Here is a 22,020-nt window from a genome sequence, read left to right as displayed (position 1 = left end):
CACGTCGAACTCAACCCATTCGAATCGCCAGATACCCGCCCGCCACCGCCAGCGTCGCCAATGTCACCGGCACCCCCACCCGCGCATGCTCGCGCCACGTGATCACCACGCCGCGCCGCGCCGCCGCGTCGACCACGATGATGTTGGCGATGCTGCCGACGATGAACAGATTGCCCGCCAGCGTGCTGGCGAGCGCGAGCGTGACGCCGGCCAGGGCATGGTCCGCGCCGGGCAGCAGCAGCATCACCGCGGGCACGTTGGACACGACGTTCGACAACACGAAGGCGGCGCCGAAGAGCGGCCCCGGGTGGCGCAGGTCGACGCCGGCGGCGGCGAGGTCGGCGGTCAGCCGCGCCGGCAGGCCGGTGGTCTGCAGCGCATGGTTGACGACGAACAGCCCCATGAAGAGCACCAGCAGCTCCCAGTCGACCAGCCCCAGCATGCTGCGCGAATGCAGCTTGCGGCTGGTGAGCAGCACGCCCGCGCCGGTGAGCGCCACCACCTCGCGCGGCCACGAGGTGAACACGAAGCAGCCCACGATGGCCCCGGCCACCGCGATGCCCTTGGCCGTCTGCCAGCGATCGAGCGGCGTGTCCGCTGCCGACTCGACGTCGGCGGAGTGCGCCGCCGTGAGCCCGCCGCGCAGCCCGATCCACGCCCAGGTCAGGAGGAGCCCGGCTAGCACCGGCAGCACCGCGTCGCCAAGGTAGCCGCTGAACGAGAGCTTCAGGCTTTCGCCGATCAGCATGTTCTGCGGATTGCCGATCAGCGTGGCGGCCGAGCCGATGTTCGCCGCGCATGCCAGCGCCAGCAGATAGGGCAGCGGATCGAGGCGGCGTCGCGCGCAGGCATCGACCAGCACCGGCGCCATCGCGAGACACACGATGTCGTTGCTGAACACCGCGGACAAGGCCGCGGCCACGGCCACCAGCGCCCCCAGCAGCAGCGCCGGACGCAACGGCAGCACCGCCAGTCCGCGCGTGACCCAGTCGTAGAAGCCGCCGAGGCGCATCTGCGCCGACACCACCATGAAGGCGAACAGCAGGATCAGCGTCGGCAGGTGGATGGCCCGCGCCGCCTCTTCCAGGCTCACCGCCTCGATGCCGATCAGCGCGATGGCGCCGAGCAGCGCCACGCCGGTGCGATCGAGCTGCAGGAACGGCAATCCGCCGAGCACCATGCCCACATACACGACGACGAAGATGGCCACGATGGCTTCGGTCATGAGAGTGCCTTGCGCCGCTGGGCGCTCATGCCCTGCCCATCCAGGCGGCCCGCGCCTCGGCCGCGAGATCGGCGGCGCGGCCCTGGTAGCGCGGCGAGTGGTGGAAGGGCACGACGGCCTTGGCGCCGAGGCGGCGGGCGATCTCGCCGGCCTGCCGTGCGGTCAGGTGGTTCTTGCGCTCTCCGTGCGCCGCGTCGGCATGCAGGAACACGCTCTCGATGTACAGCACGTCGACATCCGGCAGCAGTGCCGCCAGCGCCTCGACATTCGGCTCGGTGTAGCGCAGATCCGTCACGTAGCCGACGCGCACGCCGGCCACTTCGTCGAGCACGCAGGCGCGAAGCTCAGCGAGCGGGCGCGTCATCGCGTGCTCGCCGCCGCGGTCGCGCCACCGCACCGCGATCGGCGTGTCGTCCGGCGCACCGTTGAGCACCGCATGCCTGAGCTCGCGCAGCCAGGCCCCGGTGGTCACGCCGAGCTCGGCCAGGCGCTCGGTCGCCACGCGCAGGCGCGCCTTCTCCTCGAGCGCTAAAGCCAGGCACGGCATGCCGTGGTCGACGAAGCGGCCGCGCACGCGGAACGTCGCCTCCTCGTGCAGCACGTCGCCGCCGCGCTGCACGGCATCGCCGTCTTCGCGGCCGAAGCCGCGGCGGCTCGAGAAGCGGGACCATCGCGCGATGCCGTCGGCATCCGTCTCGCACACCGTGATCACCAGCTCGACCTCGTAGCGGTGCACCACGTTCCAGGTGTAGGCCCGCAGCTTGTGCTCGACCTGCGCGGCGAAGCCCGGACCGCCCACCATCACCAGAGCGGCCTTGCGCCCGAGCACGATGCGCAGCAGGTGGTCGAAGCCGCAGAAGTGGTCCATGTGGGTGTGGGTCACGAAAACATGCGTCAGGCGCAGCAGTACGCCCGGCCGCAGGGCCGAGACATCGCCGAGGTCGAACAGCAGCGCGCGCCGCTCGTCGCGAAACGACACCAGCAGCGCCGGATCGCCGAAGGCATCGTTGACGAGGTGGTGATCGAACAGGCTCGCCATGCGCTCAGCCCGGGCGCACGAGGCGGCGCGCCAGGTTCATGAACTGGTCCCCACCTTCGCGGCCACCGGGCCGACGGACACCTGGCGGTGCACGTCGTGGGTGACGAACGGCACGTCGGGCGGCGGCAGCGCCAGCCAGGAAGGATGAGCCAGCGAGCTTTTCACGTCCTCGAGGCCGCTCGCCCAGTGGTCGCGCATGGTCAGCGATCCGAACTCGTAGTCCTTGGACATCCCGTCCCATTCCTTGTCCTGGTAGATGAGGTGGATGACGCTGAACTGCCGCTCGGCCGCCTCGTCTTCCACTGCGCGGCACAGCGGATCGTCACGGCGCCGGGCAGCCGGCACGCGCTGCAGCAGCTCGCGCACGATGCGGCGATGCTGCTGCTCGGCGGCCATCGCGTCGGTGATCAGGCGCGTGCGGCTGGAGTACTGGATGTCCTTGGCGCGCTCCTGCGCGTCGTAGACGTTGGTCGGCAGCGGGCCGCGTGCGCTCCACAAGTCGACCTGGAAGGCCAGCGTGGTGAGCCGCGGCTGGTCCGACAGCACGAGCGACAGCGGCGTGTTCGACACCAGCCCGCCGTCCCAGTAGTACCGGCCTGCAATCTCCACGGGGGGAAAGCCAGGCGGCAGCGCCGCCGAGGCCATGAAGTGCTCGGGCCGCATCCTGCCCCTGGTGGCGCCACGCTGGTTGTCGAAGACCTCCAGGTTGCCGGTGTGCACGTCGACCGCCATCACCGAGACCCGCATCTCGCCGGCGTTGAGCCGGTCGAAGTCGACCAGCCGCTCCAGCGTGCCGCGCAGCGGGGTCGTGTCGTAGAAGCTCGCCCGCGACGGATCGTGCGCATCGGCCCACCAGGCCGCGGGGCCGCGCGGCACGAAGAAGCCTCGCTGGCCCTCGAGCACCGCGCGCCAGGCGTTGAAGGCGTTCAGCGCCTTGCGCGCGCGCCCGCCCATGGCGTCGACCATGGCGTCGGCGGCGACCGCGGTCGGCTGCAGGTAGGCCGGCATGCACACGGTCTCCCAGAATTCGCGCAGCCGGGCCACGCGCTGTCCAGGAGGATTGCCGGCGATGAGGGCGGCGTTGAGCGCGCCGATCGACACGCCGGCGACCCAGTCGCAGCGGATGCCGGCGTCCTCCAGGCCCTGGCACACGCCGCCCTGATAGGAACCGAGTGCGCCGCCGCCTTGCAGGACGAGCGCGACACGGGGAAATGGAAGGCCGTCGGGCCGGCTGTTCGTTTTTTTCGGCATGGGCGCATTCTGGGCGAAGGCCCGATGCGCCGCTGCGCGGGATCAGCGAACGGGCTGGTCGGTCGCGGCCTGCCGCGCCAGCGCCTGGGCGATCCTTGCGCTGTCGGTGGGCCGCACGAGGCGCTCGAGCTCCTGGCCGTCGCGCATGAAGACCAGCGTCGGCCAGAGCTTGATGCCGAAGGAGCGTCCCAGCGGGCGTCCGGGACCATCCTCGATCTTGAGATGGCGCACGCCAGGGTGCTGCGCGAACGCCTGCCCGATGGCCGGCTGCGCCGCCATGCAGATGCCACACCAGTTGGCGCCGAATTCGATGACGGTCGAACCGGGCAGCGCGTCGACGTCGGCGCGGCTGGGTTCGTCGGAGGTGTAGGAGGTGCTCATGTTCGAAAGGGCAGCAATCGATGTTCCCGTGGCGGGTGTCGTGCATCGCTGGCAAGGCGCCTGGGGCACTCGCCTGCGCGACCTTCACTCCCGAATCGACCGGTACAGGCCACTAGTCTCCGCCGCCGCACCCGCCGCCGCAACCACTGCCGTCCCCGCCGCCCGCATCGCCGCCGTCGCCCAATCCGTCGGTTCCCCCGTCCACGCTGCTGCTCGAGAAATCACCGCCGCAGTGCACCGCGCCATCGGCCAGTCCCTGCCGCCTCAGCGCTTCGCAATCGGCGGCGTAGCGAAACCCGTTGGCGATGTTGAGCTTGGCGTCCAGCGCGAACAGCAGCGGCAGCCGGGTCGGTGCGCGCGGATCGATGTTCTCTTCGCGGCACACATGCCACCAGCAGCGACGCAACCCCTCGTTGCTGCGACGCTGGCCGCCGCTCAACACCGCCGCCGGCGTGTGGTGGAAGAACCGCCCGAAGGCACGTTCGCAAAACGCCTGGTAGTTCTTGGTGTACAGGATGAACTCGTGCCAGAGGTCGTCGGCCACCTGCGAAGGCATGGAGACGTACTGCCGCCCGCTCTTCAGATGCGCGAGAAAGAACTGGCGCAGGCCGTGCGAGACGAGCTGGCATTCCTTCAGCGTGAGCTGCGGATGGCGCCGGCGCAGCTTCTCGAACAGGCCGTGCGGCAGCGAATAGTTGCGGATGAAGGCGTCGCGGCGCAGCGTGACCTGGCGCTGCCACAGCAGGGCGCAGACGATGGACAGGGCGACGCAGGCGGCAATGAAGAAGGGCGTCATCGTTCTTCGCGCGGCAGCCACCACACCGCCACCAGCGCCTTCACCTTCGACCACGCCGACAAGCGCTCGTCCGACAGCGCATCGAGGAAGTCGGACAGGCGCTTGGACTTGGACATCGTGTAGACGGTGAGCACGGTCGTCACGACGAACACCAGGCAGAAGAACAGCAGCTTGCGCGTCATCGGCGCGTCGGCCTCGGACAGCAGGTTCATGCCGAGAAAGCCGGTGGTCACCGTGCCGATCAGGCCGAAGATGGTCACCACCGTCAGGCGCACGACGGTGTTGGCCTGGCGCCGCAGGCTGTCGGCGTCGAGGTAGCTGTTCATGTCGGCGATGCGCTCCTTGACCTCGACGTACAGGCCGTCGAGGCCGAGATGCGTGGCGCACATCTGGAACAGCGCCCTCACCTGCGCCTGATCGGACACCTCGTGGAACCAGTAGCGGTGCGTGAAGCGCAGGAACTGCTCGAAGCTCTCGCGGATCGCGCGCTTGAAGCGCTTGACGCTGGCGGGCCGGTTCACGTCGAGCTGCTTCAGCGCCTCGACCAGCCGGTCGGAGAACATCAGCAGCGCCGCCTTCTGGAAGTGCGCGATGAGGAAAAGGAGGAAGTGCTGATGCCGGAATTGCGCGAGCACGCCGCGGTCGCGGCAGCCGAAGAACTCCGATTGCGCGCGGCCGACGACCACCAGCGCATGGCCGTTGCACAGGTAGCGCGTGTTCGGTGCGGCCCCGCTGTCGCACCAGAAGCGGTCGTAGCAATAGCGCCGCTCGAAGTCGGCCAGGTGCTGCTCGTTGTAGGGCACGGCGTCACTGGCCGCGCCGGTGACGAGGCCGAGGCGGACGAAATCGTTGCGCGTCAGCGCGCAGGGGTCGGCCAGCGCCAGGTAGGCCATCATCGGCATGCGGTGGTACTCGATCTGGCGGAAACGCAGCACGCCGCGGTCGTCGGAATGGTGGCTCACCAGCGGCGCGAGCACGAACGCCCAGTGCGTCGACAGCCGCGGCGCGCGGTGCTCGCACACGTGGGAGAGAAACGCCTCCCGCTGCTGCGCGTCGGAGCGCGCGAGCACGCGGCCTTCGCCATCCAGCCACTCCAGGCTGTCCAGGCAGTTCAGCGCCCGCCCCTGGTCGTCCCAGCCTGCCGGATAGGCGCGGCCGAAGCGATACAGCAGCTCCTGCGCCAGCGGCAGCGGAAGGTCGTCGGCGCTGACCTCGACGTTCAGGATGGCGACGTCGACGTCGTAGAAGAAGTAGAGGTCGACGTGGACCACGTGGAGCGTGACCAGGGGATCGCCGGGCCGCGCACGCGCGCGCAAGGCCGCGATGTCGCGGCGGCGGAAGACCCGCATCGGCGGACCGCTGCCCTCGCCGTCCCCCTGCCGCGCCGAGCGTCCGTCGCCATAGAGAAAGCGCTGCACCACCGGCAGGAAGGCGACGAACTCGTTGTAGTGACGCTCGTGGAACCGGTCGCGGTCGCCGGTGTATTCGTCGACCACCTCGCGCCACGGCGACTGCTCGCCGAGGTCGCTGAGCAGTTTCCACGGTGGCTTGCGCTCATCGCCTTGCTGCGACTGCGGCAGCAGCCGCAGCGGCCACAACAGGATCTGGCGCAGGTGGCGCACCGAAGTGGCGGCGCTGCGCTCGGACTCGACTTTGGCGGCCGGGGAGGGTTCGAGCAGCATGGGGCGAGTTTAGGCATCGCGCCGGCGCGGCGCCATCGTGGTTGCGCCGACAGCGCACTCGCCGACCGTCAGATCGGCGTCCACCTGGCTTCGGAATTCGCCGACGCCACCACCGTCTCGATGAACCTGACCCCGCGCGCGCCGTCTTCGACATGCGGGTAGTCCGCATCGAGGGGATCGGCGGCGACTCCCGCCAAGCGGGCGTCGATGTCCGCCGCCACACCGCGATAGATGTTGGCGAACGCCTCCAGGAACGCCTCGGGATGGCCCGCCGGAATGCGGCATGCGCGCTGCGCCGCCTCGCTGAGCCATGGCGACCCGCGCGTGAGGACCTGCCGGGGGGCGGCCAGCGGCGCGTGGATCAGCACGTTCGGATCCTCCTGGCGCCAGTCGAGCGATCCCTCGCTGCCGAACACGCGCAGCCGCAGGTCGTTCTCGCAGCCGGCCGCAATCTGCGACGCGAGGAGCACACCCGCGGCGCCGCCTCGAAAGCGCAGCAGGACGCTGGCGTCGTCATCGAGCCGTCGGCCGGGGACGACGGTACGCAGCTCGGCGCACAGGCTCTCGATCTCCAGCCCGGTCACCGTCGCGGCCAGGTTCTCCGCGTGCGAACCGATGTCGCCGATGGCGCCGGCGATGCCGCTGCGCGCCGGATCGGTCCGCCAGTCGGCCTGCTTGTTGCCGCCTTCCAGCGGCGTCGCGAGCCACCCCTGGTGGTACTCGACGACCACCTTGCGGATCTCGCCGATGGCGCCCTGGCGCACCATCTCGCGCGCCTGTCGCACCATGGGGTAGCCGCCGTAGTTGTAGGTGACGCCGAACACCGTGCCGCGCCGGGCGACGGCGCGCACCAGCGCGTCGGCCTGCTCGCTGGTGTGCACCAGCGGCTTGTCGCACACCACGTGGAATCCGGCTTCCACGAAGGCCAGCGCGATCTCGTGGTGCAGGTGGTTGGGCGTGACGATGGCCACCACCTGCACGCGCTCCTCGGCCGGCAGCGAGAGCTCGTGATCCAGCAGCGCCTGCCAGCTGCCGTGGTTGCGCTCGTCGCGCAAGCCGAGATCGCGGCCCGAAGCCAGCGCCTTCTCCGGCTGCGACGACAGCGCGCCCGCCACCAGATCGAAGCGCGCGTCGAGCGCCATCGCATGGCGGTGGACGCGGCCGATGAAGGCGTCGCGGCCCCCGCCCACCATCGCGGCGCGCAGTCTGGACACGCCGCTCACCCCGCCATCCCGGCCTGCGGGCGCTCGAACGCCGCGTCGAAGGCGCCCGCCGCGGCCGGGAAGTCGAGGCGCCGGCAGAAGGCCGCGCTCTCGGTGGCGCCGTGGACGCGATCCATGCGGCTGTCCTCCCACTCGACGCTGAGCGGCCCGGCATAGCCCACGTCGTTGAGCGCCACGATGAGCGACTCGAAGTCGATCATGCCGCGGCCCACGCTGCGAAAGTCCCAGCGCCGGCGCGCATCGCCGAACGAGGTGTGGCCACCGAACACGCCGACCGTGCCGTCGCCCTTGTCCCACCACACGTCCTTCATGTGCGCGTTGAAGATCCGCTCGCCGAAGCCGCGGATGAAGCGGATGTAGTCCACGCCCTGGTAGGCGAGGTGGCTGGGGTCGAAGTTGAAGCCGAAGCGCCGGTGCTGCTTCAGGGCATCGAGCGCGCGCTGCGCCGAGGCGATGTCGAAGGCGATCTCGGTGGGGTGCACCTCGAGCGCGAAGTTCACGTCCTGCGCGTCGAACTCGTCGAGGATGGGCCGCCAGCGCGCCGCGAAGTCGGCGTAGCCGCGGTCGATGTACGCCTGCGACGTCGGCGGAAACGCATACACCGCATGCCAGATCGACGAGCCGGTGAGGCCGGTCACCGTCTTCACGCCCAAGCGCGCGGCGGCGCGCGCCGTGTCCTTCATCTCCTGCGCGGCGCGCCGGCGCACCCCCTCCGGATCGCCGTCGCCCCACACACGGGCCGGCACGATCGCCTGGTGACGCTCGTCGATCAGGTCGCAGACCGCCTGTCCGACCAGGTGGTTGCCGATCGCGAAGCACTGCAGCCCGGCATCCGCCAGCAGCCTGCGCTTGTCGGCGACGTAGCGCGGCGAGTCGAGCGCTTCACGCACGTCGAAGTGATCGCCCCAGCAGGCCAGCTCCAGCCCGTCGTAGCCCATGCGCCTGGCCAACGGGGCCAGCTCGGCCAACGGCATGTCGGCCCATTGGCCGGTAAAGAGCGTAATCGGTCGCGGCATCAACGCCTCCAAATGTGGAAAGCCCGACGCAGTCAGGGCGCCCCTCCAGCAGACGCCGCGGATCCGGCTCCGCCGGTCCGCCAGCGTCGCCCCCTGGGGGGGAGCGCCGTCAGGCGCTCCGGGGGGATTCAAAAAGGCGAATCCGGGAAGTAGTACTGCTTTGCGTTTTCCTTGGTGATGAGCACCGACGGGATGATGGTGCTGGGCGGCAGCTTCTCGTTCTTCAGCCGCGCCTCGGCGGTCAGCTTGATCGCGTCGTACATGAACTTCGGCGAGTAGGACACGTTGGCCTTGATCAGCGGATTGCTGCCGTCCATCAGCGTCTTGACCATCTGCTTCATGCCGGCCCCGCCGAACACGATCTTGATGTCCTTGCGCTTGGCCTGCTCGATGGCCTTCAGCACGCCGACGGCCATGTCGTCGTCGGCCGCCCACACCGCGTCGATCTGCTTGAAGCGCGTCAGGTAATCCTGCATCACCTTGAAGGCGTCGTCGCGGTTCCAGTTGCCGTGCTTGGCGTCGAGGATCTTGATCTCCGGGTACTTCTTCATCACCTCGGTGAAGGCGTTCATGCGCTCGTTGTCGATCGTGGTCGGGATGCCGCGCAGCGCGACGATGTTGCCCTTGCCGTTGAGCGCCTTCGCCAGGTACTCGGCCGGGATCCGGCCGAAGGCGGTGTTGTCGCCGGACACATAGGCGTCCTGTGCGCTGGTGTCGGTCAGGCCGCGGTCGACGACGGTGACGTACACGCCCTTGGCCTTGGCCTGCGCCACCGGCTTGGTCAGCGCCGCCGATTCGAACGGAAAGATCACCAGGGTGTCGATCTTGGTGGCGCTCAGCAGGTCCTGCAGCTGGTTGGCCTGCTCGGGTGCGCCGCCGGCCGTCTTCACCGTGACCTTGAGGTTCGGATGCGCCTTCTCCAGGTCCTTCTTCGCCTGGTTGGCCCAGAAGACGATGCCGGCGGTGAAGGCATGCGTGGCCGCGGGGATGGCGACGCCGAGGTTCACCTTGTCGCTTTGCTGGGCTTGAACGCCGAATGCAGTGAAGGCCAGGGCCAGGGAGAGCAGCCGGGAGCGAAGGGGGGTCATGACGATGTCTCCGTTGTGGTGGGTGAGAGGTTGGTCAAGGGCACGTTTCGAGTCCATCACGGCCGCCTTCGCTGCATGAAGGCCACCACGATGATCACCAGCCCCTGCACCGCCGCATTGAGGTACACGCTGATGATGTTGGTGAGGTTGAGGATGTTGCTGATCACCGAGAGCAGCACCGCGCCGACGACGGTGCCGGCGATGCTGCCGGCGCCGCCGCGCAGGGCGGTGCCGCCCACGATCACCGCGGCGATCGCTTCCAGCTCCCACAGCAGGCCCGTGGTCGGCGACGCCGATCCCAGGCGCGGCACGTACAGCAGCGTCGCCGTGCCGACGCACACGCCGAGCAGCACGTAGGTCGAGGTCTTCACCCGGTCGACGTTGACCGCGGCATAGCGCGCCACCTGCTCGTTGGAGCCGATCGCCTGCACGTAGCGGCCGTAGGCCGTGCGGTTGAGGATGACGCCGCCGGCCGCCGCCACGGCGGCGAAGATCCATACCGGGACGGGCATGCCGAGCAGGCTGGCGTAGTAGACCGGGCTGTACGCGTCGGCCAGCGCGTTGTCGAGCGTGATCGCGCCGCCGTCGGCGAAGTACGTGAGGCAGGCGCGGAAGATGCCCAGGGTGCCCAGCGTGACGATGAAGGGCTCGATGCGCCCGCGCGTGATGAGCAGCCCGTGCGCCAGGCCGAAGGCGGCGCCGAGCACCAGCGCGACGCCCATGCCCAGCGCGACGATGGCCATGGGCGGCCAGCCCCGCGGTGCGGCGCCGTTCATGACCAGGATGACGCTGCCCGCGATCAGCGCGGCCATGGAGCCGACCGACAGGTCGATGCCGCCGGAGATGATGACGAAGCACATCCCCACGGCGATGATGCCGATGAAGGCCGTGCGGGTCAGCACGTTCATGGCGTTGTCGACCGTGGCGAACTCGCTGTTGAGCAGCGTGCCGGCGATGCACAGCAGCACCAGGCCGACGACGGGGCCGAAGCCGTGCAGGCGGTCCCAGCGTCCGGCCCAGGTCGAGGCGGCGGCGGAAGCGGCGGTGTCAGTGCGTGCCGGTGGCATGGGCGATCAGCTCCTCTTCGCTCAGTCGCTCGGCCGGCAGCGTGGCCTGCAGCCGGCCGGCGCGCATCACCGCGACGCGGTGGCACAGGCCGATCAGCTCGATCAGCTCGGACGAGATGACGACGACCCCGCAGCCTTCGGCCGCGAGCTTGTGGATCAGGAAGTAGATGTCGCGCTTGGCGCCGACATCGACGCCGCGTGTCGGTTCGTCCAGCACGACCACCCGCGGGCGCGGCTGCAGCACCTTGGCCACCGCAAGCTTCTGCTGGTTGCCGCCGGACAGCGACGACGCACGCAGCGACAGCGATCCGGTGCGGATGCCGAAGTCGGCCACCGCCTGTTTCAGCGCCGCGCGCTCGTCGCCCCGTCGAAGCCACGGCCGCGCATAGCGCTGCAGGTCCATCAGCGTCAGGTTCTCGGTCATCCCGAACGCCACGTGCAGGCCCTTGCCCTTGCGGTCCTCGCTGAGGTAGGTGAGCCCGAGACGGGCGGCCTGGCGCGGGCTGCGGATGTGAACCGGCCTGCCGGAGATCTCGACGCGCTCGGCAGTGTGCGGCCGCAGTCCCAGCAGGCCTTCGAACAACTCGGTGCGGCCGGCCCCGACCAGGCCGGCGAAGCCCAGGATCTCGCCGGCGCGCACCTCGAAGCTCACGTCCTCGGCCCAACCGGGCACGCGCAGTCGCCGCACGGTCAGCAGCGGCGCGCCATCCGGATGCGCCTGCCGCGGCGGGAACAGGTCGGACAACTCGCGGCCGACCATCAGGTTGGCCATCTGCTGGCGCGACAGCTTCGCCGTGGCGTCGCGCGCGACGAAGCGGCCGTCGCGCATCACGATCACCTCGTCGGTGATGCGCTCGACCTCGTCGAGCTTGTGCGAGATGTAGATGATGGTCACGCCGGCGGCCTTGAGCTGGGCCATCAGCGCGAACAGGCGTTCCGTCTCCGAAGGGGTCAGCGTGGCGGTCGGCTCGTCCATGATCAGCAGGCGGGCCTTGCGCGCCAGCGCCTTCGCGATCTCGACCAGCTGCTTCTCGGCGACGATGAGGTGGCGGACCTTGGTGTCGGGATCGGCCTGCAAGCCGACCTGGCGCATCACGGTGGCCGCCCCTTCGCGCATCGCGGCGTCGTCGAGCAGCCAGCCGCGCTTCTTCTCGTGTCCCAGGAAGATGTTCTGCGCCACGGTCAGGTCCTCGGCGAGATTGAATTCCTGGTGGATCAGCACGATGCCTTCGGCCTCGGCGGCACGCGAGCCGTTGAAGTGCACCGGCCGCCCGTCGATGAGCAGTTCGCCGCCGCTGGCCGGCTCGTAGCCGGCCGCGATCTTCATCAGCGTCGACTTGCCAGCGCCGTTCTCGCCGAGCAGTCCGTAGATGCGGCCGGGCTCGAGCGCGAAGCTGACGCCATGCAGCACCTGCACCGGGCCGAAGAACTTGACCACGTCCTGGAAAGCGACTGCAAGGCTCATCGGGACACCTCGTGCAAGCGCAGGCTCTCCTGCATCGCCAGCACGCCCGCGCCGATGATCCCGCCGCGTTCGCCAAGGGGCGTGTACTGGATCTCCAGGTGGCGCGTCGACAGTGCCAGCGAGCGGTGGTACACGCTCTGGCGCAGCGCCGCCAGGAACAGCGGTCCGATGCGCTGGATGCCGCCGCCGACGAAGATGTGCGAGGGGTTGTAGAAGTTCACCACCGAGGCCAGCATCTGGCCGATCAGCGCCCCCGAGCGCTGCACGATGGCGTTGGCCGCCACGTCGCCGGCGCGGCTCGCCTGGGCAACGTCCTGCAGCTTGAGCACGCCGCGCTCGTCGAGCATCTGCTTCAGCAGCGTGCTCTGGCCGGTCTGCGCCGCTTCGGTGGCGGCGCGCGCGATCGCGGGTCCGGCGGCCATGGTCTCGACGCAGCCGAGATTGCCGCAGTGGCAACGCGGCCCGGCGGGGTCGACGCAGATGTGGCCCACATCGCCGGCCGAGCCGTTGGCGCCGCGGTACACGACGCCATGGCAGACGATGCCGCAGCCGATGCCGGTGCCGACCTTGATGACAAGGAAGTTCTGCAGCCCGCGCTGCATGCGCCACAGCTCGCCCAACGCCATGACGTTGACGTCGTTGTCCACGAACACCGGCGCGCTGTAGTCGGCCCGCAGGTCGTCACGGATGGCGTACGCGTCCCATTCGGGCATCAGCGGCGGATTGACCAGCTGGCCCGATTCGAAATCGACCGGGCCGGGCACGCCGATGCCGATGCCGATCACATCGCGGGCCCGGGCGCCGCATTGCTTGAGCAGCTCGCGCATCAGCGTGCGCACGCGAGACAGCACGACGGCCGGTCCGTCGCGCACGTCGGCCGGCTCGCTGTGGTGCGCCAGCAGCGCGAGGTCGGGGGCCAGCACGCCCACTTCGAGGCCGGTGGCGCCAAGCGCGACCCCGAGCAGCACGCCCAATTGGCGGCTGAGGCGAAGCGTCTCCGCACGGCGTCCGCCGGTGGCCACCTGCTCGCCGGTCGCTTCGAGCACACCTTGCTCGAGCATGCCGGCCACCGCCGCGTTGGCGCGGCTCTTGGAGAACGCGGAGCCGGTGGCCAGCGCCTCGCGCGAGATGCTGCTCGACCAGAACACATGGTCGAGCAAGGTCATCTCATTCGCGGACAGCTCCTTCCAGCGAACCATTCGTCTCCTCGGCTCTTGCGGCGCTTGGTGAGGGGACGGATCGTATTGGGCCTACTTCGGCCTGACAAGATCGAAGTTCGGCCTGAATTGGATCGAACCAGGGAACCAGGCGCTCTCCCTCTCCCGCTCGCGGGAGAGGGTCGGGGTTGTCGAAGCTGCATGCCGATCGGTGTGCAGCTTCGACGAGCTCAGCCCGAACGGATTCCTGACTGCAAGGACTCTTGGGATGACTCCCCATTCCGTTCGCCCTGAGCTTGTCGAAGGGCAGCGCCGCACGGCTCGACCTCTCCGGCTGAGCTTGTCGAAGCTGCATGCTGTCGAAGGGCTCAGCCCGAACGGATTTCTGACTGCAACGCAGCGAACGGAGGCCGTGTCTCTTCGCAAACGCCGCGCCGGTCACCACGGCCTGAGATGCTCGCCCTCACCCCAGCCCTCTCCCGCGAGCGGGCGAAGGAGTCTGATATCGCCGTGCGTCACGACTTGCACCGTTCTCATTCAGAGCCGCTACGGCGTCTTTGCTCCCCCCAGGAACCACTGCCCCACCAGCGCGCGCTCCGCATCGGTCATCTGCGTCGCGTTGTTCAACGGCATGGTCTTTTGCACCACCACCTGCTGGTAGATCGCCTGCGCCTGCTTCTCGATCAGCGCCGGCGTGTGCAGCTGCACGTTCTTGTTCACCACCTGCTCGCTGTGGCACAGCACGCAGCGCTGGGTCACCACCTCGCGCACTCGAGCGAAGGTGGCGGGCGGCGCGGCGGCGGCTTGCGGCTGCGAGGCCGGCGCGAGGCCGATGACCACGCCAATCAGGGCCACGCAGCCGGCGACCGCGAATTCCCACGGCACGCGCCTGCCCAGCACCAGCGCCTTGTGCCGGGCGACAAATGAATGGCGGATGAGCGCGCCGGCAGCCATCAGCAGCACCAGCACCAGCCAGTTGTGGCGCCCGCCGTAGAGGAAGCCGTAGTGGTTGCTGAGCATGGCCACCAGCACCGGAAGCGTGAAGTAGGTGTTGTGCACGCTGCGCTGCTTGGCACGCTGGCCATGAAGGGGATCGACCGGCTCGCCGGCCTTCATCTGCGCGATGACCTTGCGCTGGCCCGGGATGATCCAGTGCGCCACGTTGGCGCTCATCGCCGTGGCCAGCATCGCGCCGACCAGCAGGAAGGCGGCCCGGCCGGCGAACAGCTGGCAGGCCAGCCACGCCGCAAGCACCACGAACAGCGCCACCGCGATGCCGACGATGCGCTCGCCGTTCGGCCGCTGGCCGAAGACGCGGCAGATCACGTCGTAGACGAGCCAGAACGCGACGAGGAAGCCGAGCGCGGCCGCGATCGCGGCGGCCGGTGACCACGCATGCACGCTCTTGTCGATGAGGAAGCTGCCGGCCTGCCACAGGTACATCACGGTGAACAGCGCGAAGCCCGTGAGCCAGGTGGAGTAGCTCTCCCAGTAGAACCAGTGCAGGTGCTCGGGAATTCGCTTGGGCGCGACGAAGTACTTCTGCGGGTTGTAGAAGCCTCCGCCGTGCACTGCCCACAGCTCCCCGTCGACGCCCTTGGCTTTCAGCTCGGGGTCCGTCGGCGGCGTGAGGCTGTTGTCGAGGAAGACGAAGTAGAACGATGAGCCGATCCACGCAATGGCGACGATCACGTGGGCCCAGCGCAGCAGGAGGTTGAGCCAGTCGAGAAGGTAGGCGTCCATCGATGCAGCAACGAAGTCAATTGCCGGCTCACCACTGCGGGCGCTGTGAGCGTGTGATGGTCGCGGCGATGAGGGAATTGCCCGCTGCGACTGTATACAGTTCAGGATAGCACATGGCGGCAAGTTCGTGCGGGTTCCGCGTCGGTGCACCCCAACGGCAACTCACGAACCGCGATACGTCGAATACGCCCACGGGCTCGCCAGCAACGGCACGTGGTAGTGGGCCGCCGGATCGGCCAATCCGAAGTCCAGCGGGACGCTGTCGAGAAACGGCGGCTGCGGCAGCGAGACGCCGCGGCCGCGGAAATACCCAGCGACCTCGAACACCAGCCGATACTGCCCGGCACGCATGGTGGCGCCTTCGAGCAGCGGCGCGTCGGCTCGCCCGTCGCCGTTGAGCACCAGCGACCGGATGAGCTCCGGCTGCGCGCCCCCGATGCGGTACAGCGCCACCTTCATGCCCGCGGCCGGGCACCCGTTCATCGTGTCGAGCACGTGCGTCGTCAGTTTTCCCACGGAGGCCTCGCTTGATTTTCGGCTTGCAATGCCGCCCAAAGTGTATACACTTTCTCGAACACTTCAAGCCCCGCCTCCTCCGATGCCCGCCCGCGCCGCCCGCAACATCGTCGACCTGCCGCGGCCCCGCCGAAGGGGCGCCGCGTCCGCGTCGGACAGCGGCGCCACCGAGCGCATCGTCGAGTCCATCACCACCGCCATCGTCGAGCGGCGGCTGATGCCGGGCACCAAGCTCGCGGAGCAGAAGATCGCCGACATCTTCCAGGTCTCTCGCACGCTGGTGCGGCAGGCGCTCAACCGTCTCAGCCGCGACAAGCTGGTCACGCTCGAGCCGGCACGCGGCGCACGCGTGGCCGAGCCCAGCGTGGAGGAGGCGCGCCAGGTGTTCGAGGTCCGCCACATGCTCGAGTCGGCCATGATCCGCCGCCTGGCCGCCACCATCACGCGCGAGCAGGTGGCCGAACTGCGCGAGCACCTGGGCGCCGAGCGCGCCTCGGTGAGCCAGGTGGACGTGTCCGGCCGCACGCGGCTGCTGGCCGACTTCCACGCCGTGCTGGCGCGCATGCTGGGCAACGACACGCTGGCGGAGATGCTGCAGGAGCTGCTGTCGCGCTGCTCGCTGATCGCGCTGATGTACCAGTCCTCGCATTCGGCCGAGCACTCCTTCGAGGAGCATGTGGCCATCGTCGACGCGCTCGAGAAGCGCGACGCCCGTGCCGCGCAGCGCCTCATGGAAGACCACCTGCTGCACGTCGAACGCAATCTCCAACTCGATCCGCGCGTGCCCGACCTCGAGTCGGCGTTGCGGCCACGATCATGACCTCACCCTATCCGCGCGATCTTCGAGGCTACGGCGCCCATCCGCCGCACGCCCGGTGGCCCAACGGCGCCCGCATCGCCGTGCAGTTCGTCCTCAACTACGAGGAGGGCGGCGAGAACTCCGTGCTGCACGGCGACGGCGGCAGCGAGCAGTTCCTCTCGGAGCTGTTCAATCCGGCCAGCTATCCGGCGCGCCACCTCAGCATGGAGTCGATCTACGAGTACGGTTCGCGCGCCGGCGTCTGGCGGCTGCTGCGCGAGTTCGAGCGGCGTGGCCTGCCGCTGACGGTGTTCGGCGTGGCGATGGCGCTGCAGCGGCATCCCGAGCTCACGCAGGCCTTCGTCGATCTCGGCCACGAGATCGCCTGCCACGGTTGGCGCTGGATCCACTACCAGACGGTCGACGAAGCCCTCGAGCGCGAGCACCTGCGCACCGGCATGCGCATCATCGAGGAGCTGACGGGCGAGCGCCCGCTCGGCTGGTACACCGGTCGCGACAGCCCGAACACGCGCCGACTCGTCGCCGACCACGGCGGCTTCGAGTACGACAGCGACCATTACGGCGAGGACCTGCCGTTCTGGCTGCGCGTGCGCAGGAGCGACGGCGCGCAGGTGCCGCACCTCGTCGTGCCGTACACGCTGGACGCCAACGACATGCGCTTCTCGCTGCCGCAGGGCTTTGCCACCGGCGAGGACTTCTTCCACTACCTGCGCGACAGCTTCGACGTGCTCTATGCCGAGGGCGATCCCGCGGGCCTGGACCGGCCGAAGATGATGAGCATCGGCATGCACTGCCGCCTGCTCGGGCGGCCCGGTCGCATGCGTTCGCTGCAGCGTTTTCTCGACCACGTGCAGGCGCACGACCACGTGTGGGTGTGTCGCCGCATCGACATCGCGCGCCACTGGAAGGGGACGCACCCCTACGACGAGCGCACCGCGTTCGACTGGAGCTGACATGCTGACGTTGGACCAACTCAATGGCGGTAGCCCGGCCGAGTTCGCCGCGCTGCTGGACGGCATCTACGAACACTCGCCATGGATCGCCGAGCGCGCCGCGGCGGCACGGCCGTTCAGCTCGCTCGCGCAACTCAAGCATGCGCTGGTGCAGGTGGTGCGCGAGGCCGGCCGCGAGGCCGGGCTCGCGCTGATCCGCGCCCACCCCGAGCTCGCCGGCAAGGCGATGGTGAGCGGCAGCCTGACGGCCGAATCGACGAGCGAGCAGGGCCGCGCCGGGCTCACCCACTGCACGCCGCAGGAATTCGCGCGCATCCAGGCGCTCAACGCGGCCTACAACACCCGCTTCGGCTGGCCTTTCATCCTGGCGGTGCGCGGGCCGCGCGGCAGCGGGCTCACCCGCGAGCAGATCATCGCGACCTTCGAGCGGCGGCTGGAGCACCACCCCGACTTCGAGTTCGCGGAGTGCCTGCGCAACATCCACCGCATCGCCGAGATCCGGCTCGACGACAAGCTCGGCGTGGCGCCCGAGCAGGGCAACCGCGTGTGGGATTGGGCCGAGGCGCTCGCCGCCGACAGCGATCCCGGCTTCAAGGAGCAGGGCCAGCTCACCGTGACCTACCTCACCGACGCGCACCGCTCAGTCGCGCAGCGGCTCGCGGGCTGGATGCGCGAGTGCGGCTTCGACGACGTCGACATCGATGCGGTCGGCAACGTCGTCGGCGTGTACCACGGCGAATCGCCGCGATCGCGCCGGCTGCTCACCGGCAGTCACTACGACACGGTGCGAAACGGCGGCAAGTACGACGGCCGCCTCGGCATCCTGGTGCCGATGGCCTGCGTGCGCGAGCTGCATCGCGCCGGCCGCCGCCTGCCCTTCGGCCTCGAGGTCATCGGCTTCGCAGAGGAGGAAGGCCAGCGCTACAAGGCGACCTTCCTCGGCTCGGGCGCGCTGGTCGGCCAGTTCGACCCTGCGTGGCTGGACCAGGCCGACGCCGATGGGGTCACGATGCGCGAGGCCATGCACGCCGCAGGACTGCCGGCCACCATGGACGCCATCGCCGCGCTGCAGCGCGATGCGGCGCGCTACCTCGGCTTCATCGAAGTGCACATCGAACAGGGGCCTGTGCTCAACGAGCTCGACCTGCCGCTCGGCGTCGTCACCTCGATCAACGGCGGCGTGCGCTACGTCTGCGAAGCCACCGGCATGGCCAGCCACGCGGGCACCACGCCCATGGACCGGCGCCGCGACGCGGCCGTCGCCGTGGCCGAGCTGGCGCTCTACGTCGAGCGCCGCGCCGCATCGGTGCCGCACGTGGTCGGCACGGTGGGCATGCTCACCGTGCCCGGCGGCTCGATCAACGTCGTGCCGGGACGCTGCCAGTTCAGCCTGGACCTGCGCGCCACCACCAACGACGCGCGCGATGCGCTGGCCGCCGACGTGATGGCCGAGCTGCGCCGGATCGGCGAGCGGCGCGGCATCGGCTTTCGCGTCGAGGAATCGATGCGCGCTTCGGCCGCGCCCAGCCACCCCGCGTGGCAGCAGCGCTGGGAACGCGCGGTGCAGTCGATCGGGCTGCCGGTGCACCGCATGCCCAGCGGCGCCGGCCACGACGCGATGAAGCTGCACGAGGCCATGCCGCAGGCCATGCTGTTCGTGCGCGGCGAGAACGCCGGCATCAGCCACAACCCGCTCGAATCGAGCACCAGCCACGACATCGACCTGGCGGTGCAGGCCTTCGCCGACATGCTGGAGCAGATGGCTCCCACGACTCCATGACCACGCCCTACGCCCAACTCGACGCCTGGATCGACGCTCATTTCGATGACGAGGTCCGCTTCCTGCAATCGCTGGTGCAGGTGCCGACCGATACGCCGCCCGGCAACAACGCGCCGCATGCCGAGCGCACGGCCGAGCTGCTGCAGGGCTTCGGCTTCGAGGCCGAGAAGCATGCGGTGCCGCCGGAGATCGTGAAGGGCCACGGCCTGGGCTCCATCACCAACCTCATCGTGCGGCGCCGCTACGGTGAAGGACCGACGATCGCGCTGAATGCGCACGGCGACGTCGTGCCCCCCGGCGAAGGCTGGTCGCACGATCCATACGGCGGCGAGATCGTCGACGGCAGGCTGTACGGCCGCGCCGCGGCGGTCAGCAAGAGCGACTTCGCGACCTACACCTTCGCCACGCGGGCCATCGAGTCGCTGCGCGAGCACCTCAAGGGCGCGGTGGAGCTGCACTTCACCTACGACGAGGAGTTCGGCGGCGAGCTCGGCCCGGGGTGGCTGCTGGACAAGCGGCTCACGCGCCCTGACCTGCTGATCGCCGCCGGCTTCAGCTACCAGGTGGTGACCGCGCACAACGGCTGCCTGCAGATGGAGGTGACGGTGCACGGCAGGATGGCCCACGCGGCCATTCCCGATACGGGCGTCGATGCGCTGCAGGGAGCGGTGGCCATCCTCAACGCGCTCTACGACCAGAACCGCCTCTACCGCGAGGTGCGCTCGCAGGTGGCGGGCATCACGCATCCCTATCTCAACGTCGGCCGCATCGAAGGCGGCACCAACACCAACGTCGTGCCCGGCAAGGTCGTGTTCAAGCTGGATCGCCGCATGATCCCGGAGGAGAACCCTGCCGAGGTGGAGTCGACCCTGCGCCGCGTGATCGCCGAGGCCGCGCCGTCGAACGTGCGAGTCGAGATCAAGCGGCTGCTGCTGGCCCACTCGATGCAGCCGCTGCCGGGCAATCGGCCGCTGGTGGAGGCGCTGCAGCGCCACGGCGAGCAGGTGTTCGGCGAGCCCATCCCGACCTCCGGCACGCCGCTGTACACCGATGTGCGGCTCTACGCCGCGCACGGCGTCGCGGCGGTGATCTACGGCGCCGGGCCGCGCACGGTGCTGGAGAGCAATGCCAAGCGCGCCGACGAGCATCTGGTGCTCGAGGATCTGCGGCGCGCGACGAAAGTGGTGGCCCGCACGCTGTTCGATCTGCTGTCCTGACCCGCGAACGCGGGATCGCGCATTTCGCGGCTTGGGGTGATAACCCGGGCAGGACCACGTCGGCGATTTCCGACAAGCGAATCGGCCGTTGCCCCTGTTCGCACGGGGCACGTGGTCCTTAGCATCGAAACGACATGAAGCATTTCTCGATGATCCGCGGGTTCCATCTCGCGGACTTCTTCACGCTGGCCAATGCAGCCTGCGGGGCGCTGATGGTGTTCTTTGCCGCCGCCACGGTGGGCACGCACTCGCTCTTGCACTTCCTCACCGCCGCCGCGATGGCGCCGGCCGCGCTGTTCTTCGACGTGCTCGATGGACGCATCGCGCGCTGGCGCCACCAGTCGTCGCCGCTCGGCCGCGAGCTCGATTCGCTGGCCGATGTCATCTCCTTCGGCATCGGCCCGGCAGCGCTCGCCTTCGCCGCCGGCATGCAGGGCGGCTGGGACATCGTCGCGCTGATCTATTTCGTCTGCTGCGGCGTGAGCCGGCTCGCGCGCTACAACGTGACGGCCGAGAGCCTGTCTTCCGGCGCGGCCAAGGTGCCCTACTTCGAAGGCACGCCCATCCCGACCAGCGTGCTGCTGGTGGCCGTGCTGGCGGTGGCGGGATGGCAGGACCGCCTCGGCGACGACATCTGGCTCGGCGCGGTCCAGCTCGGACCGTGGGTGCTGCACCCGTTGGTCCTGCTGTTCGTGCTGTCGGGCAGCCTCATGATCAGCAAGACGCTGCGCATACCGAAACTCTGACGCGAAAGGAAGACGCCATGGACGTGCGCAAGCTCATCGACAGCGGCAGCGAGCAAGAGCTCGAAGCCGCCATACGCACGCTGGCGGCCACCGTGCGCGAGGCCGGCGAGTGCATGCTCGACCTGCAGGGCGCGGTGGAGATGCTCAAGCTGGCGCACGAGCCGGCCTTCGCTCGGGCCGTGCAGCGCGACACGCTCGCCTGCATCCGCAAGGCGATGCTCAGTAGGTGATCCCGACCCGGTAGCCCTTGAAGCGCAGCACCGCTGCCTTCAGCTTGATCTGCTCCAGCGACAGGTCCTTCGCGACCTTGTCGCCCTCGTGAAAGATCTGCCCGTTGATGATGAGGAAGCGGCTCGCCGGAGTCTGCGAATAGATCGACCCGCCGATGGTCAGTGCGGGCATCTCGCGGCGGATCGGGTCGGGCAATTCATTCACCGCATACACCCGTTCTTCGGCGGCCGACGCGGCGGCCGACGCGGCCGCGGCAGGCCGTGCCGCAGCGAGCGTGGGCGCCGGCCTTGACGATGCGTGGGCGATCACCGGCGCCGGCGCCAGCACCAGGGGCGGCGCTGCCGGAGCGGCCGGCACCGCCGCCACCGAGGCCGGCGCCGCGGCCACCGGCGCGGGCGCGGGTGCCACCGGTGCGGGCGGGTCGTCGCGGCCGGACAGCATCCAGGCCACCGCGCCGGCGGCCACGATGGCCGCGCCCACCGCCATCCACGCGATCGGCGACAGGCCCGCGGCCCGGGGTTCGTCTCTGGCACCGGGCAGCACCGACTGGGTGTGCAGCCCGGGCACGGCACCGCGTCCGCGCTCCGCGTCGGCTCGTCTCAGCGCATCGAGGATGTAGGACAT

21 protein-coding genes are annotated in these 22,020 nt (G+C 69.4%); 6 read left to right on the top strand and 15 right to left on the bottom strand.

Going from position 1 to position 22,020, the window contains the following annotated elements; all coding sequences use genetic code 11:
* Window positions 1-10: 10 nt before the first annotated feature.
* The 14 genes from P7V53_RS06795 to uraH form a co-directional block, all read right to left on the bottom strand.
* Window positions 11-1,225, bottom strand: coding sequence for an anion transporter (locus P7V53_RS06795; RefSeq protein WP_280154723.1), 1,215 nt, complete (start codon window positions 1,223-1,225; stop codon window positions 11-13).
* A gap of 25 nt (window positions 1,226-1,250) precedes the next feature.
* A complete protein-coding gene (locus P7V53_RS06790) occupies window positions 1,251-2,264 on the bottom strand; it encodes an MBL fold metallo-hydrolase (RefSeq protein WP_280154722.1) in 1,014 nt (337 codons plus the stop codon).
* 36 nt (window positions 2,265-2,300) lie between these two features.
* Window positions 2,301-3,515: a patatin-like phospholipase family protein gene (locus P7V53_RS06785; RefSeq protein WP_280154721.1), complete on the bottom strand. Its 1,215-nt coding sequence runs from the start codon at window positions 3,513-3,515 to the stop codon at window positions 2,301-2,303.
* Window positions 3,516-3,557: 42 nt separating this feature from the next.
* Complete coding sequence (locus tag P7V53_RS06780; protein WP_280154720.1) at window positions 3,558-3,896, bottom strand: thioredoxin family protein; 339 nt, start codon at window positions 3,894-3,896, stop codon at window positions 3,558-3,560.
* 112 nt (window positions 3,897-4,008) lie between these two features.
* On the bottom strand, window positions 4,009-4,692 hold the full coding sequence (locus P7V53_RS06775; protein ID WP_280154719.1) for a hypothetical protein: 684 nt from the start codon (window positions 4,690-4,692) through the stop codon (window positions 4,009-4,011).
* On the bottom strand, window positions 4,689-6,374 hold the full coding sequence (locus tag P7V53_RS06770; RefSeq protein WP_280154718.1) for a hypothetical protein: 1,686 nt from the start codon (window positions 6,372-6,374) through the stop codon (window positions 4,689-4,691). Before P7V53_RS06770 ends, P7V53_RS06775 begins: the two co-directional genes overlap by 4 nt.
* Before the next feature lie 68 nt (window positions 6,375-6,442).
* On the bottom strand, window positions 6,443-7,567 hold the full coding sequence (locus tag P7V53_RS06765) for a Gfo/Idh/MocA family oxidoreductase (protein ID WP_280156453.1): 1,125 nt from the start codon (window positions 7,565-7,567) through the stop codon (window positions 6,443-6,445).
* A 26-nt stretch (window positions 7,568-7,593) separates the two neighbouring features.
* On the bottom strand, window positions 7,594-8,613 hold the full coding sequence (locus P7V53_RS06760) for a sugar phosphate isomerase/epimerase family protein (RefSeq protein ID WP_280154717.1): 1,020 nt from the start codon (window positions 8,611-8,613) through the stop codon (window positions 7,594-7,596).
* A gap of 128 nt (window positions 8,614-8,741) precedes the next feature.
* A complete protein-coding gene (locus tag P7V53_RS06755; RefSeq protein WP_280154716.1) occupies window positions 8,742-9,701 on the bottom strand; it encodes a substrate-binding domain-containing protein in 960 nt (319 codons plus the stop codon).
* 56 nt (window positions 9,702-9,757) lie between these two features.
* Window positions 9,758-10,768, bottom strand: coding sequence for an ABC transporter permease (locus P7V53_RS06750; protein WP_280154715.1), 1,011 nt, complete (start codon window positions 10,766-10,768; stop codon window positions 9,758-9,760).
* Window positions 10,749-12,233 (bottom strand): sugar ABC transporter ATP-binding protein, encoded by a 1,485-nt coding sequence (locus P7V53_RS06745; protein ID WP_280154714.1) that lies wholly within the window; start codon window positions 12,231-12,233, stop codon window positions 10,749-10,751. The genes P7V53_RS06750 and P7V53_RS06745 overlap by 20 nt, the downstream gene beginning before the upstream one ends.
* Complete coding sequence (locus P7V53_RS06740; protein WP_280156452.1) at window positions 12,230-13,399, bottom strand: ROK family protein; 1,170 nt, start codon at window positions 13,397-13,399, stop codon at window positions 12,230-12,232. The genes P7V53_RS06745 and P7V53_RS06740 overlap by 4 nt, the downstream gene beginning before the upstream one ends.
* A gap of 537 nt (window positions 13,400-13,936) precedes the next feature.
* Entirely contained in the window at window positions 13,937-15,133 is a 1,197-nt protein-coding gene (locus tag P7V53_RS06735; RefSeq protein ID WP_280154713.1) for a urate hydroxylase PuuD, read from the bottom strand.
* A 162-nt stretch (window positions 15,134-15,295) separates the two neighbouring features.
* Window positions 15,296-15,649: a hydroxyisourate hydrolase gene (uraH, locus tag P7V53_RS06730; protein WP_280154712.1), complete on the bottom strand. Its 354-nt coding sequence runs from the start codon at window positions 15,647-15,649 to the stop codon at window positions 15,296-15,298.
* An 82-nt stretch (window positions 15,650-15,731) separates the two neighbouring features.
* Here uraH and P7V53_RS06725 point away from each other — a divergent pair, with 82 nt between their 5' ends.
* From P7V53_RS06725 to P7V53_RS06700, 6 genes are all read left to right on the top strand, one after another.
* Window positions 15,732-16,469, top strand: coding sequence for a GntR family transcriptional regulator (locus P7V53_RS06725; RefSeq protein WP_280154711.1), 738 nt, complete (start codon window positions 15,732-15,734; stop codon window positions 16,467-16,469).
* A complete protein-coding gene (gene puuE, locus P7V53_RS06720) occupies window positions 16,466-17,422 on the top strand; it encodes an allantoinase PuuE (RefSeq protein ID WP_280154710.1) in 957 nt (318 codons plus the stop codon). Before P7V53_RS06725 ends, puuE begins: the two co-directional genes overlap by 4 nt.
* Window position 17,423: 1 nt before the next feature.
* The gene (gene uraD, locus P7V53_RS06715) at window positions 17,424-19,202 is read left to right on the top strand and encodes a 2-oxo-4-hydroxy-4-carboxy-5-ureidoimidazoline decarboxylase (protein ID WP_280154709.1); all 1,779 of its coding nucleotides are present in this window, start codon (window positions 17,424-17,426) and stop codon (window positions 19,200-19,202) included.
* Window positions 19,199-20,419 carry a M20/M25/M40 family metallo-hydrolase gene (locus tag P7V53_RS06710; protein ID WP_280154708.1) on the top strand — a complete coding sequence of 407 codons (1,221 nt, stop codon included), beginning with the start codon at window positions 19,199-19,201 and terminating at the stop codon, window positions 20,417-20,419. Before uraD ends, P7V53_RS06710 begins: the two co-directional genes overlap by 4 nt.
* 134 nt (window positions 20,420-20,553) lie before the next feature.
* Entirely contained in the window at window positions 20,554-21,165 is a 612-nt protein-coding gene (locus P7V53_RS06705; protein ID WP_280154707.1) for a CDP-alcohol phosphatidyltransferase family protein, read from the top strand.
* Window positions 21,166-21,182: 17 nt separating this feature from the next.
* Window positions 21,183-21,395, top strand: a complete 213-nt coding sequence (locus P7V53_RS06700) for a hypothetical protein (protein ID WP_280154706.1) — start codon at window positions 21,183-21,185, stop codon at window positions 21,393-21,395.
* Here the strand turns inward: P7V53_RS06700 and P7V53_RS06695 are convergent.
* Entirely contained in the window at window positions 21,385-22,020 is a 636-nt protein-coding gene (locus P7V53_RS06695; RefSeq protein WP_280154705.1) for a general secretion pathway protein GspB, read from the bottom strand. The genes P7V53_RS06700 and P7V53_RS06695 overlap by 11 nt on opposite strands.

The sequence above is a fragment of the Piscinibacter sp. XHJ-5 genome (assembly GCF_029855045.1).
Lineage (GTDB): Bacteria > Pseudomonadota > Gammaproteobacteria > Burkholderiales > Burkholderiaceae_C > Albitalea.
The sequence above is the reverse complement of the archived record's forward strand: the minus strand, read 5'-3'. Positions and strand labels throughout refer to the sequence as shown.

Excerpts from the sequence above, each read along its gene's own strand:
- P7V53_RS06795 (WP_280154723.1), bottom strand. The coding sequence starts at position 1,225 with ATGACCGAAGCCATCGTGGCCATCTTCGTCGTCGTGTATGTGGGCATG.
- P7V53_RS06790 (WP_280154722.1), bottom strand. The coding sequence starts at position 2,264 with ATGGCGAGCCTGTTCGATCACCACCTCGTCAACGATGCCTTCGGCGAT.
- P7V53_RS06785 (WP_280154721.1), bottom strand. The coding sequence starts at position 3,515 with ATGCCGAAAAAAACGAACAGCCGGCCCGACGGCCTTCCATTTCCCCGT.
- P7V53_RS06780 (WP_280154720.1), bottom strand. The coding sequence starts at position 3,896 with ATGAGCACCTCCTACACCTCCGACGAACCCAGCCGCGCCGACGTCGAC.
- P7V53_RS06775 (WP_280154719.1), bottom strand. The coding sequence starts at position 4,692 with ATGACGCCCTTCTTCATTGCCGCCTGCGTCGCCCTGTCCATCGTCTGC.
- P7V53_RS06770 (WP_280154718.1), bottom strand. The coding sequence starts at position 6,374 with ATGCTGCTCGAACCCTCCCCGGCCGCCAAAGTCGAGTCCGAGCGCAGC.
- P7V53_RS06765 (WP_280156453.1), bottom strand. The coding sequence starts at position 7,567 with ATGGTGGGCGGGGGCCGCGACGCCTTCATCGGCCGCGTCCACCGCCAT.
- P7V53_RS06760 (WP_280154717.1), bottom strand. The coding sequence starts at position 8,613 with ATGCCGCGACCGATTACGCTCTTTACCGGCCAATGGGCCGACATGCCG.
- P7V53_RS06755 (WP_280154716.1), bottom strand. The coding sequence starts at position 9,701 with ATGACCCCCCTTCGCTCCCGGCTGCTCTCCCTGGCCCTGGCCTTCACT.
- P7V53_RS06750 (WP_280154715.1), bottom strand. The coding sequence starts at position 10,768 with ATGCCACCGGCACGCACTGACACCGCCGCTTCCGCCGCCGCCTCGACC.
- P7V53_RS06745 (WP_280154714.1), bottom strand. The coding sequence starts at position 12,233 with ATGAGCCTTGCAGTCGCTTTCCAGGACGTGGTCAAGTTCTTCGGCCCG.
- P7V53_RS06740 (WP_280156452.1), bottom strand. The coding sequence starts at position 13,399 with ATGACCTTGCTCGACCATGTGTTCTGGTCGAGCAGCATCTCGCGCGAG.
- P7V53_RS06735 (WP_280154713.1), bottom strand. The coding sequence starts at position 15,133 with ATGGACGCCTACCTTCTCGACTGGCTCAACCTCCTGCTGCGCTGGGCC.
- P7V53_RS06725 (WP_280154711.1), top strand. The coding sequence starts at position 15,732 with ATGCCCGCCCGCGCCGCCCGCAACATCGTCGACCTGCCGCGGCCCCGC.
- puuE (WP_280154710.1), top strand. The coding sequence starts at position 16,466 with ATGACCTCACCCTATCCGCGCGATCTTCGAGGCTACGGCGCCCATCCG.
- uraD (WP_280154709.1), top strand. The coding sequence starts at position 17,424 with ATGCTGACGTTGGACCAACTCAATGGCGGTAGCCCGGCCGAGTTCGCC.
- P7V53_RS06710 (WP_280154708.1), top strand. The coding sequence starts at position 19,199 with ATGACCACGCCCTACGCCCAACTCGACGCCTGGATCGACGCTCATTTC.
- P7V53_RS06705 (WP_280154707.1), top strand. The coding sequence starts at position 20,554 with ATGAAGCATTTCTCGATGATCCGCGGGTTCCATCTCGCGGACTTCTTC.
- P7V53_RS06700 (WP_280154706.1), top strand. The coding sequence starts at position 21,183 with ATGGACGTGCGCAAGCTCATCGACAGCGGCAGCGAGCAAGAGCTCGAA.
- P7V53_RS06695 (WP_280154705.1), bottom strand. The coding sequence starts at position 22,020 with ATGTCCTACATCCTCGATGCGCTGAGACGAGCCGACGCGGAGCGCGGA.